16 protein-coding genes are annotated in these 16,831 nt (G+C 26.9%); all 16 read left to right on the top strand.

Going from position 1 to position 16,831, the window contains the following annotated elements; translation table 4 throughout:
• Positions 1 to 8 precede the first annotated feature (8 nt).
• On the top strand, positions 9 to 1,322 hold the full coding sequence (purB, locus tag STABA_RS05700) for an adenylosuccinate lyase (protein ID WP_156007440.1): 1,314 nt from the start codon (positions 9 to 11) through the stop codon (positions 1,320 to 1,322).
• Positions 1,306 to 1,824, top strand: a complete 519-nt coding sequence (locus STABA_RS05695) for a phosphoribosyltransferase (protein WP_156007438.1) — start codon at positions 1,306 to 1,308, stop codon at positions 1,822 to 1,824. Before purB ends, STABA_RS05695 begins: the two co-directional genes overlap by 17 nt.
• 4 nt (positions 1,825 to 1,828) lie before the next feature.
• Positions 1,829 to 3,352 carry a methionine--tRNA ligase gene (gene metG, locus STABA_RS05690; RefSeq protein ID WP_156007436.1) on the top strand — a complete coding sequence of 508 codons (1,524 nt, stop codon included), beginning with the start codon at positions 1,829 to 1,831 and terminating at the stop codon, positions 3,350 to 3,352.
• A gap of 14 nt (positions 3,353 to 3,366) precedes the next feature.
• Positions 3,367 to 5,241: a tRNA uridine-5-carboxymethylaminomethyl(34) synthesis enzyme MnmG gene (mnmG, locus tag STABA_RS05685; protein ID WP_156007434.1), complete on the top strand. Its 1,875-nt coding sequence runs from the start codon at positions 3,367 to 3,369 to the stop codon at positions 5,239 to 5,241.
• A 3-nt stretch (positions 5,242 to 5,244) separates the two neighbouring features.
• A complete protein-coding gene (locus STABA_RS05680) occupies positions 5,245 to 6,738 on the top strand; it encodes an amino acid permease (RefSeq protein WP_156007432.1) in 1,494 nt (497 codons plus the stop codon).
• Positions 6,739 to 6,792: 54 nt separating this feature from the next.
• Complete coding sequence (gene rsmG, locus STABA_RS05675; protein ID WP_156007430.1) at positions 6,793 to 7,491, top strand: 16S rRNA (guanine(527)-N(7))-methyltransferase RsmG; 699 nt, start codon at positions 6,793 to 6,795, stop codon at positions 7,489 to 7,491.
• A gap of 18 nt (positions 7,492 to 7,509) precedes the next feature.
• Positions 7,510 to 8,283, top strand: a complete 774-nt coding sequence (locus STABA_RS05670; protein WP_156007428.1) for a ParA family protein — start codon at positions 7,510 to 7,512, stop codon at positions 8,281 to 8,283.
• Positions 8,270 to 9,142 (top strand): ParB/RepB/Spo0J family partition protein, encoded by an 873-nt coding sequence (locus STABA_RS05665; RefSeq protein WP_156007426.1) that lies wholly within the window; start codon positions 8,270 to 8,272, stop codon positions 9,140 to 9,142. The genes STABA_RS05670 and STABA_RS05665 overlap by 14 nt, the downstream gene beginning before the upstream one ends.
• A 21-nt stretch (positions 9,143 to 9,163) precedes the next feature.
• Positions 9,164 to 10,261, top strand: a complete 1,098-nt coding sequence (gene ychF / locus STABA_RS05660; protein WP_156007424.1) for a redox-regulated ATPase YchF — start codon at positions 9,164 to 9,166, stop codon at positions 10,259 to 10,261.
• Positions 10,262 to 10,365: 104 nt separating this feature from the next.
• Complete coding sequence (gene ispF / locus STABA_RS05655; protein ID WP_156007422.1) at positions 10,366 to 10,839, top strand: 2-C-methyl-D-erythritol 2,4-cyclodiphosphate synthase; 474 nt, start codon at positions 10,366 to 10,368, stop codon at positions 10,837 to 10,839.
• Position 10,840: 1 nt separating this feature from the next.
• Positions 10,841 to 12,277: a glutamate--tRNA ligase gene (gene gltX / locus STABA_RS05650; protein WP_156007420.1), complete on the top strand. Its 1,437-nt coding sequence runs from the start codon at positions 10,841 to 10,843 to the stop codon at positions 12,275 to 12,277.
• A 7-nt stretch (positions 12,278 to 12,284) separates the two neighbouring features.
• Entirely contained in the window at positions 12,285 to 13,475 is a 1,191-nt protein-coding gene (locus tag STABA_RS05645; protein ID WP_156007419.1) for an HD domain-containing protein, read from the top strand.
• A 21-nt stretch (positions 13,476 to 13,496) separates the two neighbouring features.
• Complete coding sequence (rpoE, locus tag STABA_RS05640) at positions 13,497 to 13,973, top strand: DNA-directed RNA polymerase subunit delta (protein ID WP_156007417.1); 477 nt, start codon at positions 13,497 to 13,499, stop codon at positions 13,971 to 13,973.
• A gap of 57 nt (positions 13,974 to 14,030) precedes the next feature.
• A complete protein-coding gene (gene pyrG / locus STABA_RS05635) occupies positions 14,031 to 15,626 on the top strand; it encodes a CTP synthase (RefSeq protein ID WP_156007414.1) in 1,596 nt (531 codons plus the stop codon).
• A 70-nt stretch (positions 15,627 to 15,696) separates the two neighbouring features.
• Positions 15,697 to 16,590 (top strand): class II fructose-1,6-bisphosphate aldolase, encoded by an 894-nt coding sequence (fba, locus tag STABA_RS05630; protein ID WP_156007412.1) that lies wholly within the window; start codon positions 15,697 to 15,699, stop codon positions 16,588 to 16,590.
• A 14-nt stretch (positions 16,591 to 16,604) separates the two neighbouring features.
• Positions 16,605 to 16,784, top strand: coding sequence for a helix-turn-helix domain-containing protein (locus STABA_RS05625; RefSeq protein ID WP_156007410.1), 180 nt, complete (start codon positions 16,605 to 16,607; stop codon positions 16,782 to 16,784).
• Positions 16,785 to 16,831: the final 47 nt, after the last annotated feature.

The following is a 16,831-nucleotide window of genomic DNA, read 5'->3' as shown; positions in this document are numbered from 1 at the left end:
AAAATAAAATGATAAATAGATATTCAATTAAAGAAGTAGAAAAAATTTGAGATGAAAAAAATAGATTAGAAATATGATTAGATGTTGAAAAGTTTGTTGTAGATGCGTGAAGAGAACTAGGAATTGTTTCAAAAGAAGAAACAAATTTAGTTTATAAAAATGCAAAAATTGACGTTGAAAGAATGTTAGAAATTGAAAAAGAAACTAAACATGATGTTGTTGCATTTACAAGAGCGGTTTCTGAAACTCTTGGAGCAGAAAAAAAATGAATTCATTTAGGATTAACTTCAACAGATGTTGTGGATACTGCACAAAATAAAATGATTCAAATGTCAAATGATTTAGTTCAAGAAGCAATTGAAAAACTTTTAGAGGCTGTTTTAGAAAAAGCAAATGAAAATAGAAAACAAATTATTATGGGAAGATCTCACGGTATGTGAGGAGAACCAACTTCATTAGGGTTAAAATTTTTATTATGATTTGATGAAATAAAAAGACAAGAAGAAAGATTTAAATTAGCTCGTAAGCAAATTGAAGTTGCAAAAATTTCAGGATCTATGGGAAACTATGCAAACATCGAAATGGAAGTTGAAGAATTTGTTGCAAAAAAAATGAACTTAAATGTTGATAATATTTCTACTCAAGTTACTCAAAGAGATAGACATGCTTTTTTAATAAGTGTTTTATCAAACTTGGCTTCAACACTTGAAAAAATTGGAATTGAAATAAGACATTTTCAAAGAAGTGAAGTTAATGAAGTGTGTGAAGGCTTTGATAAAGGACAAAAAGGTTCAAGTTCAATGCCACATAAAAAAAATCCTATTAGTAGTGAAAATGTTTCAGGTTTAGCAAGATACATTAGAAGTTTTGTTACAATGGGATATGAAAATAACTTATTATGACATGAAAGAGATATATCTCATAGTTCAAACGAAAGATTAATGTTACCAGATGTTTATAACATTATGGTTTACATTTTAAATCGTATGACAAACACAATTAAAAATTTAGTTGTGAATAAAGAAAATATCGAAAATCACATTAAAGAAGCAAATAACTTATTTTTTAGTCAAAGAGTATTAACTTACATATTAATGAAGTATAATTATTCAAGAGAAGAAGTTTATGATTTCATTCAAGCTTGTACTTTAGAAGCGCAAAAAACTGGAACTGACTTTAAAAAAGCTTTAAAAGATAAAGGTATTTTAAATTTTATTAAAAGTGAAAATGAGTTTGATCAACTATTTAATATACAGTTTTTCTTAAGAAATGTAGACAAAATCTTTGAAAGGGTGTTGAAAGAAAATGGAAGAAAAAATTAATTTAATTACGCTAATAACAGAAGAAGAAATAAAAGGTGCAATTCGAAAAATTGCTGTTGAACTTGCAAAAACATATGAAGGTGAACAACTTACAATAGTTGCAGAACTTTCAAGTGCTTTTGTTTTTGTTGCGGACCTAATTAGAGAATTGCCAATTGATGTTACAATTCAATTTATAGTTAAAAATAAACAATCAGATGCTAGATCTGTAATTGATCTAGGAGTTGAAACATCATTAAAAAACCGTCATGTTTTACTTGTAACTGATGTATTTTATAGAGGAAACACTTTGAAACAAGTTTATGACATTGTCCAATCAGAAGAGCCTTTAGATGTAAAAGTCTTAGCACTAATTGATAAAAAATGCAAAACTAAAAACGAAGAAATACCAGTTATATCATTATTTAGTACAGAAGATGTATTGTTAGTTGGATATGGTTTAACACATAACGAAAGTTATCGTGGGTTAAAAGGTATTTACAATTTAGTTTTAGAAGGATAGAAAAATGAAAAAAACATTTTATGTATCAACTCCAATTTACTATCCAAGCGGAAAGTTACATATTGGACATACATACACATCTACTTTAGCAGATGTAATGGCAAGATATAAAAAAGAAAACTTTTATGATGTTTTCTTTTTAACTGGTTCAGATGAACACGGACAAAAGATAGAACAAAAAGCAAAAGAACAAAATAAATCACCAAAAGAATATGTGGATGAAATTGTTTTAACTTTTAAAGACTTATGAGAAAAATTAGACATAAAGTATGATCGATTTATTAGAACAACAGATGAAGATCATATTAAAGCTGTTCAAAAAATCTTTTCTTTTTTGTTAGAAAAAGATTTAATTTTTTTATCTGATTATAAAGGTAAGTACTGTATAAGTTGTGAGGAGTTTTTAACTTTTGAGCAAATGGATAAAGATTTTGTTCATAATGTTTGCAAAAATACCGCAATTGATTTTCAAGAAGAAACTTATATGTTAAGAGTTTCAAAATTTCAAAAGTACTTACAAGATTTATTTAAAACAGATTTCTTAGAACCTGAATCAAGAAAAAATGAAATGTTAAATAGTTTCATTAATACTGGTTTAGAAGATTTATCTGTAACAAGAGTAAGTTTTAAATGAGGTATACCAGTTTTAGAAAATGATAAACATATTATTTATGTTTGAATAGATGCTCTTTCAAATTACATAACAGCTTTAGGATATGGTAGTGATAACACTTCACTATTAGAAAAATTTTGAGCAAAAGATAGTGAGATTTTACAAATTGTTGGAAAAGAAATTACAAGATTTCATTCAATCTATTGGCCAATTATTTTAAACTCACTTAATTTAAAAACTCCTGATAAATTATTAAGTCATGGTTGAATAATTAGTGGTGGTAACAAAATGTCTAAGTCACTTGGAAATGTTATAGATCCAATTGAATTGCTAAAAAAATATTCTAGTGATGCAGTTAGATTTTATATTATAAATAACTTACCCACTGACAAAGATGGAGAATGAACAGAAGAATTATTTATAGAATCATTTAATATAAATCTTGCTAACAATATTGGTAATTTATTGTCTAGAGTTTCAAACATGATAATAAAATATTTTGATGGACTTCTTCCTAAAAAAGAAGTTGCTAAAAATAATTATTTAGTTAAAATTGGAGAAGAAACTATTGTAAATTACAAAAAGTTTATGGACAAGTATGATATGTCTAGTGCTATAAAAGAAGTTTTAAAATTATCTCAGGAGTGTAATAAATTTATTGAAGACACAAAACCATGAGCTCTTGAAAAAGAAAATAAATTAGATGAATTAAATGAAGTATTAACAATTTTACAAAAAAATATAATTATAATTTCATACTTATTAAAACCAATTTTAACAAAAAGTTTTTCATCTATGATTGAACAAATGGGATTGAAGCATCAAGAAATAAATTTTGATAGTATCGAAAAAAATAATTTTAATTATAAAAAAATAATTGATAAATTAGTTTTATTTGAAAGAATAAAAAATTAAAAGGAGGTCTTGCTATGGAGGCTGATATTGTAGTTGTTGGTGCAGGTCATGCCGGCGTTGAAGCAGCACTCGCTAGTGCAAGACTTGGTAAAAAAACAATTCTAGTAAATTTATATGAAGACAAAATTGCAACAATGCCTTGCAATCCTTCAATTGGAGGACCAGCAAAAGGAATAGTTGTAAGAGAAATTGATGCACTTGGTGGAGAAATGGCAAAAGCAGCAGATGCTACAGCTATACAAATGAAGTTATTAAACTCATCTAGAGGACCTGGTGTTTGAGCTTTAAGAGCACAATCAGATAAAATAAAATATTCTAAATATATGCATGATGTTGTTGTAAGTCAAAAAAACTTACAACTTTTAATTGGTGCTGTAAATGATATTATTTTAGATAAAAATAATAAAGTTGTTGGAGTTAAACTTGAAGATAAAACTTTGATAAATTGTAAAGCAGTAATTTTAACTACAGGAACTTATCTTACAAGTTTAATTTATAGAGGAGAAGAAAAATTTCAAAGTGGTCCTAACGAAGAAAGAACTACAACAGGATTATCGAAAGTATTTAAAGATTTAAACATAAAAACTTTTAGATTTAAAACAGGCACTCCTCCAAGAGTTAAAAAAGACTCAATAGATTTATCAAAAGCTAATTTAGAACCAGGAACAAATATGAAATTAGCTTTTTCTTTTTCAACATCTAATCCTATTGAGTTTGAAAAACAAGAACCATGTTATTTAATTCATTCTACTTTAGAAACTAAAGAAATAATTGAAAAAAACCTACATAGATCTGCTATGTACTCAGGACAAATTGAATCAGTAGGGCCAAGATATTGTCCAAGTTTTGAAGACAAGATTGTAAGATTTAATAAAAAAGATACACATCAAATTTTTTTAGAACCAGAATCACTTTCCCTTGACACATTATATGTTCAAGGTTTTTCAACTTCAATGCCTATAGAAGTTCAAGAAAAAATGTTAAAAAGTTTACCTGGATTTGAAAATGTAGTAGTAGATAAATGAGCTTATGCTATTGAATATGATTGTATTGATCCTCAACAATTAAAATTAACTTTGGAGCTAAAATATATTGAAGGGCTTTACACTGCAGGGCAAATAAATGGAACAAGCGGCTATGAAGAAGCTGCTGGTCAAGGATTAATTGCTGGAATTAATGCTGTTAAAAAAATTAACAATGAAAGACCATTAATTTTAAAAAGAAACGAATCATACATTGGTGTTATGATTGATGATTTAATTAACAAAGGTGTAATTGAACCATACCGGTTATTGACAAGTCGTGCTGAGAATCGTTTATCACTTAGAAATGATAATGCAGAAATAAGATTAAAAAAATATGGATACGAAGTTGGATTAATCAACGAAGATCAGTTTAAAGAATTTATAAAATATAAAAAGGAAATTGATCAAACAATTGAACTTTTAAAAACATTAAGATTTTCTCCTAAAACCGATTTAGCAAAAGATCTTTTAAAAAATGGAGAAGCAGAACTAACTCAAGGACTAAGTGCTTATGAAATTTTAAAGCAACCTAAAGTAAAATTAAATACTTTAAAAAAACATATTGCTGAGTTAAATTTACTTTCTAATAACCAATTACAAAATATTTTAATAAATATTCGTTTTGAAGGTTATATTAAAAAAGAAAACGAAACAATAGAAAGATTTAATAAATTAGAAGCAAAGCAAATTCCTTTAGATATAGATTATTCTAAAGTTGAAAACATTGCAGTAGAAGCAAAACAAAAGTTAGAAAAAGTAAGACCACTTTCAATTGGCCAAGCTTCAAGAATAACAGGAGTAAACCCTGCAGATATTCAAATGCTTTTATTTTATTTAAAGAAAAAATATAATGAGGCTAAATAAAAAATGATTAATATAAATAAAAAAAATAAATTCAAAAATAAAGTTTTTGAATTTTTGGTATTGTTTTCAATGACGTTTGGAATAGTTGTTGGATCTGGGATATATTTAAAAAACTCAAGTGAAAATGGAGTACTTGCTGCAGCAGGAAAAAATCCATACATTGCAATTGCTGTATGAATATTTGTTGGTGTAGTTGCATGTATGATGATGTTATCTTATATTGAAGCATCAAGTGCAATGAAAAATGAAGAACATAGTACATTATCAAAGTTTGCAGAAAAATTTGTTGGTAGAAAATGAGGAACAGTTACAGCAATTGTGTTTGCTGTTTTCTACATCCCTTTATTAACAACTATTGGATCTCTATTTTTAATCAATTCATCGTTTCAAGCAGTAGATGCTTTTATGTTGAGCACATCAAATAAAGGTATTGACGACTATCTAAGAAAAGAAACAAGAATAATACTAGAAATATTACTTAGCATAATTATTTTACTAGTTATTCAATATTTAAATTACAAAAGCGATAAAGGTGGAAAGCTTTTACAAATTATATGTTCAACAATAAAATTTATACCTTTAATAATGGTATTGGTTGGAGGAATTGCTTTATATACAAGCGGACAAGTCCAGTCTAACTCATTTAATAGTGAGCATGAGCCTTTTAAAGTAAATCAAATATTTGCAGCACTAATACCAGTATTGTTTGCATTTGATGGTTTTATTGATTCTGTCACTTTACAAAAAGACATAGAACATAAATCTGTAGTTGCTCCAGCGATGTTGTCAGGAATAATTGCTTGTGCGTTATTTTATCTACTTGTAACAGTTTCTATTTTTATATCTTCTGATGATGGAAATGTTTTAAACTTGTTCAAAGCATATCCTGCATTAGCTTTGGTATTTAAAATAATTATAGTTTTAACATTAATAACTTCTGTTAATGCATATTCAAATGTATATACAAAAGTAATTAAAGCAGCTATTTTAGAAAACAGTTATGTAAAAAACTTAAAAAATATTAATTTATCTAATAAGAAATTACAAATAACTGCAATACTAATTAACATAGGAACTCTAATATTTTTTGTAACAGTTTCATTACTTGTTACTTGAAAATCTAGAGAACCAGATTACTTTTTAGCATCGTACTATTCTGCGGACACAGCAATTCTATATGTATTTATAATATATGCAGTTATTATTGGAGGAATATTAAATAATAGAAGAACAAAGAAAATAGAAGTTAAAAAATTAAAAGGAGGTTTTTTAATTGGAGTTATAACTTTAAGTTTATTAAGTTTTATGATTTTGTATATGTATTATCTTAGTTTAATTGATAGTATAGTTATATTTTCAAAAACTAAGGACGCAAATAGTTTAATAATTCCTATATTGTGAGCAATATTTTTAGTCATCGGAAGCGGCATATATTATTTCAATGAATTTAAAATTAAAAAACAAAATAGCAATATTTCAACTAGTATTAAACTATAACCTGTCAATATATGGTAATATAATGATTGGTTATTTTTTTGTCATGAGGTTTATATGTGAGATTGATCTAAAATAGAAGAATATATTGGATGTTTAAGTGAAGAAAAAAAAAGTTTGCTTATAACCTACAAAGAATTGCTTCAAGAAGAAAATCAAAAATATAATTTAACAACTATTATTGATGACCAAGAAATTTATTTAAAACATTTTATAGACTCAGTTTTGTTTATAAAAGAGTTTGAAATTAATAATCAAAAAATTATGGATATAGGTACAGGAGCTGGATTCCCAGGACTTGTTATAAAAATATTATTTCCTGATACATCAGTGTTTTTAGTAGAATCTAATAATAAAAAAATAAATTTTTTAAATCTTGTGATTAATAAATTAGGTTTAAAAAATATTTATACAGTTAATAAAAGAGCAGAAGAATACAGTACTGAAACAAAAGAACAGTTTGATATTGTAATATCAAGAGCAATGGCACCATTAAATATTTTATTAGAAGTTGGTGTTCAAGCAATAAAAATAAAAGGACATTTTATTTGTTTGAAAGCAAAAAATGTTTTTCAAGAAATTACACAATTAAATGGTAAAGAACACTTGATTGGGTTAAAATTAATAAAAGAACAAAACCTGTTAATTGAAAATATAGGAGAAAGAATCAATCTGTTTTATGAAAAAGTAACTAAAACAAATGATAATTATCCAAGATTGTATTCACAAATAAAGAAAAAACCGTTAGGAAGTTAAAAATAGGAGAACAAATTTATGGCAAAAATTATTTCTGTAGCTAACCAAAAAGGAGGAGTTGGAAAAACTACAACAGCTATTAATTTAGCATGTGGATTAGCAATGGCTGACCAAAAAGTATTGTTAATTGATATGGATCCTCAGTTCAATGCAACAACTGGAGTTGGATTTGAAATTGATAATAAAACATTGAGTATGTATCATGTTTTTGTTGGTGAAAAAACACTTGAAGAAATTATTATTAAAGATATCAAAAAAAATGTAGACCTTGCTCCAAGTTCAATTGATGTAGCAGCAGTTGACCTTATTTTGTTGGAACAAAAAAACAATAATCAAAATGTTTTAAAAGACCAAATAAATTTAATAAGAGACAAATATGATTTTGTTATAATTGATTGTCCTCCAAGCTTAGGGCTTATTAATAGAAATGGTTTAGCAATATCAGATACTGTACTTGTTCCTATTCAAGCGGAACATTATGCAATGCATGGGGTTGCTCAACTTTTAAGAACAATAAAAAAAGTTAAAGAAACTTTAAATAAAAATTTAACAGTAGAAGGAGTTTTGGTAACAATGTTTGACTCTAGAACAAGATTAGCACATGATGTTTTAGAAGAAATTATGAAAACTTTTGGTAACAAAGTATACAAAGCAATTATCCCAAGAAATATTAAAATTTCAGAGTCATCAATTGAAGGTCAATCAATTTTTGAGTATGACAAAAGTGGACCTGGAGCATTAGCTTATGTTGAGTTTGTAAAAGAGGTGTTGAAAGAAAATGGCCGCATCTAAAAAGAAATATAATTTTAAAGGACTAGATGACATATTTGGAGAATCAGTTACAGATATAATTGATGTAATTGAAAATGATAAAAAACTTGCAAAAGAAAAAACTTTAATAATATCTGTAGACTTATTAAAACCAAACCCTTATCAACCAAGAAAAGTTTTTGAGCAAGAAGAACTTGTTAATTTAGCAGAATCAATAAAACTACATGGAATAATTCAACCAATCATAGTTAATGATAAAAATGAAATAGTTGCAGGGGAAAGACGTATGCGTGCTGCAAAACTAGCAGGATTAAAAGAAGTACCTGTTATAGTTTTAACTTTGTCAAATGCACAAATGGAAGAGTTTGCAATTATTGAAAATATTCAACGTGTTGATTTAACAGATATTGAAGAAGCAAATGCTTATAAACAATTATCAATGAGTTTAAAATTAAAACAAGAAGAAATTGCGATTAGAGTTGGAAAATCAAGATCTCATATTGCTAATATAATGAGACTTTTAAATTTACCAAAAAAAGTTCAAGATGCTTTATTGCAAAAAAAAATAACAATGGGTCAAGCAAAACCACTACTAACAATTTTAGGAAATGAGTCATTATTAGAAGATATATTTCAAAAAACTATCGATCAAAATTTAACTGCTAGAGATGTTGAAAACTTAGTAAAAAATGCTGGAAAAGAAAAACAAGAAACAATTAAAGAACCAAAAAGTCCAAATATAATTCAAACAGAAAATAGAATTATGAGAAGACTTGGTACAAAAGTTACTATTGATAATAAAAAAATTACAATTGGTTATTCAAGTGAAGCTGATTTAAATAGAGTATTGGAAATTTTAGGATTATTAGAAGAAGATTAATTTTAGAAACAGGAGATAACAATGGGATTACAAGTCGGAATTGTTGGATTGCCAAATGTAGGAAAGTCAACTTTATTTAATGCAATTACAAATTCAAAAGTAGAAGCAGCTAACTATCCTTTTGCAACAATCGAACCTAATGTTGGTGTTGTAGAAGTGCCAGATAGAAGATTGGATAATTTAGCAAAAATATTTGGAAGTAAAAAAACAATTTATACCACAATTGAGTTTGTTGATATTGCAGGATTAATAGCTGGAGCAAGTAAAGGTGAAGGGCTAGGTAATGCTTTTTTAGCAAATATTAGAGAAACTGATGCTATTTGTGAAGTGGTAAGATGCTTTGATTCAAAAGATATAACTCATGTTGAAGGGTCAGTTGATCCAATAAGAGATGTTGAAATTATAGAATTAGAATTAATATTATCTGATGAAGCAAGTGTTAAAAAAAGGTTAGCAAAAGTAGAACCAAAGTTTAAATCAACAAAAGAAAAAAATATAATTGCTGAATACAACTTGTTAAAAAAATGTGAGCAACAATTAAGCGAGGGAAAATTATTAAATAAACTTGATTTTGATTCTGAAGAAGAATCTTTATTAAGATCATTTCAATTGTTAACAACAAAAAAAATAATCTATGTTGCTAACGTATCTGAAAGTGAAATCTTATCAGATAATGATTATGTAAAAAAATTAAAAGACTATGCAAAAGAAAATAACTGTGAAGTTGTTAAAATTTCTGCAAGAATTGAAGAAGAATTAAGCGAATTAGACTCAGAAGAAAAAGAAGTTTTTTTACAAGATGCAGGTATTGAAGAACCAGGTTTAGAAGTTTTAATTAAAGCAGCATATAAAACTTTAGGTTTAAAAACTTTTTTTACAGCTGGTCCAATTGAAGCAAGAGGATGACAGTTTAAAAATGGTTATACTGCACCTCAATGTGCAGGAATTATTCATACTGATTTTGAAAAAGGTTTTATTAAAGCAGATGTATATAAATGTGAAGATATTTTTGAACTTGGAAGTGAACAAGCTTTAAAAGCAAGTGGAAAAATTAGACTAGAAGGTAAAACCTATTTAGTAGAAGATGGAGATGTTTGTTTCTTTAAATTTAATAATTAAAACTTATCATTTGATAAGTTTTTTTGTACTTTATTTATAACTATAATCAATTAATAGATTTATCAAACTTAATTAATTAGGTATAATCTATTAGAGGTAAATTTATGTTTAAAGTAGGTTTTTCAAAAGACATGCACAGGATTTTTCCGTTATCTAAAAATGGTATATTAGGCGGAATGAATCACCAAAGTTTTCCTAAAATTATGAATGCATATAGTGATGGAGATGTATTGTTGCATTCATTATGCGAAGCTTTTTTAGGGGCAATGGGATTAGAAGATTTAGGAACATATTATAATAGCAAAACTAAACCTAAAGATTTTAGTTCACTTGAAATTGTTAATGATATTTTAAAATTATTAGAAGAAAGAAATTATAATATATCAAATATCGATATATTAATTGAATTAGAAAAACCAAATTTGAAAGATATTAAACCTGCAATAAAAAATAATATAGCAAAATTATTTAATATTAATTTAGATCAAGTATCTATAAAAGCAACTACAACAGAAAAATCAAATTATGAATTTATTTCTGTTTTTAGTAATGTATTAATTTATAAAGGAGAAAAATAAAATGGCAAAGTTTAGATTAAGATATGCACCTTCACCAACTGGATTTTTACACATTGGTAATACAAGAACTGCACTTATGAATTATTTATTTGCTCATCATTATGGTGGAGATTTTATTGTAAGAATTGAAGATACAGATATTGAAAGAAATGTAGAAGGAGCTATTGAATCACAATTTGATAATATGGATTGACTTGGGATTAGTCCTGATGAATCGTTTTTAAAACCTGTTGCAAAATATGGTGAATATATGCAATCAAAAAAATTTGATCGTTATAAACAATTAGCGCATGATTTAATTGAAAAAGGATTTGCTTATAAATGTTTTTGTACACCTGAAGAACTTCAAGTAGATAGAGAAGTGCAAGAAGCAAAAGGAATTGTTGCAACAAAATATAATCGAAAATGTTTAACAAGAACTGATTTAAAAGAGCAAGAAGGTAAACCTTATAATATAAGATTTAAAGTTCCAGATGAAAAAATAATAAAAATAAATGACATAGTTAGAGGAGAAGTTGAGTTTAATACAAAAGAGCTAGGAGACTTTGTTATTTTAAAATCAAATGGTATTGCAACTTATAACTTTGCAGTTGTTATTGATGATGTTGATATGGAAATTACTCATGTTGTTAGAGGAGAAGAACATATTTCAAATACACCAAGACAGTGTTTAATTTACTCTGCATTCGGATGAAAAGAACCTATCTTTGGTCATTTAACTCTAATTGTTGATGAAACTAAAAAGAAACTATCTAAAAGAAGTGGTAATGCAATGTTTTTTATTTCTCAATATCGTGAACAAGGATATTTACCCGAAGCTCTATTTAATTACATCTCTTTACTTGGATGAAGTCCTAAAGGAGAGCAAGAAATTTTTTCAAAAGAAGAATTTGTAAAAATGTTTGATGAAGCAAGGTTTTCAAAATCACCAAGTACATTTGATATGTTAAAAATGAAATGAATTAATCATCAATGAATGAAAAAAATGGATGAATCTTCTTATTTAGAATTTACAAAAAAATTTATTGATTCAAATAGATTTGATATTTCAAAAAAAGATAATGATTGATTAAACAAAGTTTTATTACTTTTTAAAAAAGAATTAGAATATGGAGAACAAATTAATAATCATTTAGATATATTTTTTAATGATGTAGCGATAAGCGAACAAACAAAAAAAACTTTATCAACACTTTCAGACTATGAAAATATGATTAAAGATTTAAAAGAAGGATTATCTAGTCTTGATATTTTTGAAGAAGAACAAATTAAAACTATAATCTCAGAAGTAGGAAAAAAACATAATAAAAAAGGAAAAGACTTGTTTATGCCAATTAGAATTTTTACAACTGCCTCAGAGCATGGACCAGAATTGGCAAAAACAATTTCATTAATAGGAAAAGAAAAAGTAATGAATAACATAAGTTCATTGGTGTAGGTGGGTTATGGAATATATAAGAGATAATGTTCATGGGGATGTAAAAATTGAAGAGTCTGTTATTGCAGATTTAATAAACACATCTGAGTTCCAACGTTTAAGAAGAATTATTCAGCTTGGTGGAGGTCAATTTGTTTTTCCTGGTGCAAATCATACACGTTTTTCACATTGTATTGGTGTGTATCAAGTAATTAGAAAGTTTTTGGCTAATGAAGATATTAAAAGTCAAATAAATAATTATGACAGAAAAACAGTTTTAATTGCTGGACTATTACATGATATTGGTCATGGTCCTTTTAGTCATACTTTTGAAAAAATTTCAAAAGCTCAACAACATGAAGTGTATACAATTGATATTATTCTTGGCAATACACAAGTTAATAGTGTATTAAAAAAACATTTAATAGATCCAAATGATGTTGCAAATATTATAAATGGAACACATAAAAATACATTTTTGAACTCTCTTGTATCAAGTCAATTAGATGCTGATCGTTTAGATTATCTTTTAAGAGATTCTATTAATACTGGAGTAGATTATGCAAATTTAGATTTAGATTGAATAATTAGAAATGCAAGATGTAAAGATAAAAAATTAGTTTTTAGAAAAAAAGCTTTATATGCAGTTGAAAATTTCTTACTTGGTAGATTTTTTATGTTTAAACAAATTTATCATCACAATGTTAGTTATAGATTTGATTGCACTTTTAAATCTTGATATATGAGATTAAAAGATTTGTATTTGCAAAATTATAATTTCAAAAACAATGAAGTAGTTGAAGTTTTTAAAGACTTTTTTGATGATAAGGTATGTAATTTAGAAACTTATTTACGATTAGACGATTATTCTATGATTGAGTTTATGAAAAAAACATCAGAAGAAGATGATGAAGTACTAAGAGACTTTTCAGATCGTATGATTAATAGAAGATTCTTAGCAGTTTCAACAAACATTGAACAAGAAAAACTTAACAGCTGGAAAAATAATGTCAAAAAAGAATATCAAAAGTATTACTTTGATAAAATTGATAAAATAACTTTAACAATATATTCAAAAGATGAAGAAAAAAAGAAAATATATTTCATAAAAGAAGATGGATCATTAGTTGAAATGAGTGAAATCTCTGAAATTTTAAGAGAAGTAACAACAAATATTGAAAAAAATTTGTTTGTTTTTGTAAATGATAATGTACAATAGAATTTATGGAGGAATTTAAAAATGGCAACCACACCAACAATTGAATTAGCATATAATTACTTACAATCAAATAAAGGTGATGCTAGTTTTGAAGACATCTGAAACAATATTTCAAAAGATATTCCAGCTTCTAAAAAGTCTAAAAATGAAATAATCGCTGAACTATATAGTGATTTAGTACTAGATAATAGATTTGCATTGACTTCAGAAGGTAAATGAGGTTTAAGAGATTATTTAAAATTTGATGACATTAAAAAGCAATATGATTATGTTGATAAGTTCGAAACTACAGAAGAATTTGATGATTTAGATTATATGAGTTCAGAATCATCTTTATTTGACGACGGAGACACAACTAGCAAATTAGAAACTGCTAAGTTAAAGCTAAATGCAGATGATTATGACGACGAAGATGACATTGATGAATTAGATGAAGAAGAAGATGAAGAATCTGATGAAATTACATTAGTAGATTTAGAAGACGATTATGATAATTAAACTTAAGATAAAGTAGTTTTTTGTGACTACTTTTTATTTTTTAAAGGAGGTAAGACAATGGCAAAATATATTTTTATAACAGGAGGAGTTGTTTCTGGTTTAGGAAAAGGAATTACAGGAAGTTCACTAGGAGTTTTATTAAAAAATTCTGGATTAAAAGTGTTTATGCAAAAATTTGATCCTTATTTAAATATTGATCCTGGAACTATGAATCCAATTGAACATGGAGAAGTTTATGTAACTGTTGATGGTGGAGAAACAGATTTAGACCTTGGACATTATGAAAGATTTATTGATGAAAATTTATCAAAAGTTTCTTCATGAAGTGCTGGAAGAATTTATTCAGAAGCTCTTAATAAAGAAAGAAAAGGTGGGTATTTAGGAAAAACGGTTCAAGTTATTCCTCATATTACTGATTTAATTAAAGAAAAAATTTATAAAGCAGAAGAAAAAAGTAAAGCAGATATTATAATTAGTGAAATTGGTGGAACAGTTGGAGATATTGAATCACAACCTTTCATAGAAGCAATTAGACAAGTAAGAATGGAAAAAGGAAAAAACAATGTTATGTTTATCCATGTTGCATTGTTACCTTATTTAAAAGTTTCAGGTGAATATAAAACAAAACCAATTCAACACTCAGTTAAAGAAATGCTAAGCTTAGGAATTCAACCTGACATAATTGTTGCAAGAACAGAAAGTTCAATAAAAGATCGCTTGAAATCAAAAATCTCATTATTTTGTAATATACCAATTTCAAATGTTATAGTTTGTCCAGATAGTGATTCAATTTATAAAGTGCCTTTAGTTTTAAAAGAAACAAAAATGCATGAAATTGTAGCTAAACATTTAGATTTAAAAATTAAAGAACTTAGGCTTGAAGGATGAGAAAAATTTAATCAAGACATAATTGAATCAAAAGAAAAAATAAAAGTCCATATTGTTGGAAAATATGTTGAGCTAAGTGATGCTTATCTATCGGTAATGGAATCATTAAAAATAGCAGGATATGAATTTCATAAAAAAATTGAGTTTGTTTGAGTTAACTCAAGATTTTTAAATAAAGACAACATTGATTCAGAACTTGAAGGAGCAAAAGGAATACTTGTTCCTGGAGGTTTTGGAGAAGAAGGTGTAGAAGGAAAAATCTTAGCAGCAAATTTTGCCAGAACAAAAGACATTCCTTATTTAGGAATTTGTTTAGGAATGCAAGTTGCATGTATTGAATTTGCAAGAAATGTATTAGGATTAAGTGAAGCTCATTCTACAGAAATCAACCCTACGACAAATAATAAAATATTTGATCTTATGGAAGGTAAAGATAGAGAAAATATTGGAGGTACTTTAAGATTAGGAGAGTATCAAGCGGATTTAAAACCAGGCTCACTTGCTAATAAACTTTATAATTCAAACATTGCTATTGAAAGACATCGTCACAGATATGAATTTAATAATGATTTTATAAAACAATTTGAAGATAACGGAATGATTTTTTCAGGAAAATATTTAGAAAAAAATTTAGTTGAAATTGTTGAAATACCTAATCATAAATTTTTTATAGCAAGTCAATATCATCCTGAGTTTACATCAAGACCAATTAAACCAAATCCGTTATTTAAAGGATTTGTAAAAGCTATAATAGACAATAAATAACATTGTTTTAAAGAATAATGATAATAAAGAAACTTATAGTTGTATAATAGATTGTGGGAGGAATATTTTTATGTCAAGAAAATATCATGCAAAGCTAGTTAATGCTAGCAAAATGGTTAAAGATGCACACACTGGAAAATATGCAATTGGGCACTTTAACATTAACAACCTTGAATGAGCGAAGGCTATTTTAGAAGCTGCGCAAGAATCATCAACACCAGTTATAATTGCAACTTCAGAAGGTGCAGTTAAATACATGGGAGGTTTAAAAACAATTGTAGGAATGGTAAATGGATTATTAGATGAAATGAACATTACTGTACCAGTTGCTTTACACTTAGACCATGGACAATCAGTTGAGATGGCTAAAAAATGTATTGAAGCAGGATATTCTTCAGTAATGTTTGATGGATCACACTTACCATACGAAGAAAACTTAGCAAAAGTAAAAGAGTTAATTGGATTTGCTAAAGAACACGAAGTTTCAGTTGAAGCAGAAATTGGTTCAATTGGAGGAAACGAAGATGGAGTTGTTGGTTCTGGAGAACTTGGAGATCCAAAACAAGCAGAAGAAATGTCAAAAACAGGAATTGACTTCTTAGCAGCAGGTATTGGAAACATTCATGGTAAATATCCTGAATGATGAAAAGGATTATCATTTGACACATTAAAAAGCTTACAAGATGCTTGCGATATGCCAATGGTTTTACACGGTGGTTCAGGAGTTCCTCAAGATCAAGTTGAAAAAGCAATCAGCTTAGGTATTTCAAAAATTAATGTAAATACTGAATTACAATTAGCATTTAGAGATGCAACAAGAAAATACATCGAAGAGAAAAAAGACTTAGACGATGAAGAAAAAGGATTTGATCCTCGTAAATTATTAAATCCTGGATTCAAAGCAATGAAAAATACATTTGTAGAACTTACAAAAGTATTTGGATGCTATGGAAAAGCTAAATAGTTAGTGAAGGATAGATGAAAATGCATTTAACAGCTGATGAAAAAATTAAAATCATTGAAGATTTTAAAAAATCAGGCGTTACAGCATCAAATTTTGCGCCTACAAGAAACATAAGTGTTGTTTCCTTGAGAAATTGAATTAAAAAATATGAACAAGGTGGCATAGACGCATTAAAAACAAAATACGAAAAATAGGTTAACACCTATTTTTTTTCTAAAAAAGTTTAAAATATTTAAAAGGA

Origin of the sequence: Spiroplasma tabanidicola, from assembly GCF_009730595.1 — a bacterium.
GTDB lineage: Bacteria > Bacillota_I > Bacilli_A > Mycoplasmatales > Mycoplasmataceae > Spiroplasma_A > Spiroplasma_A tabanidicola.
The sequence above is the reverse complement of the archived record's forward strand: the minus strand, read 5'-3'. Positions and strand labels throughout refer to the sequence as shown.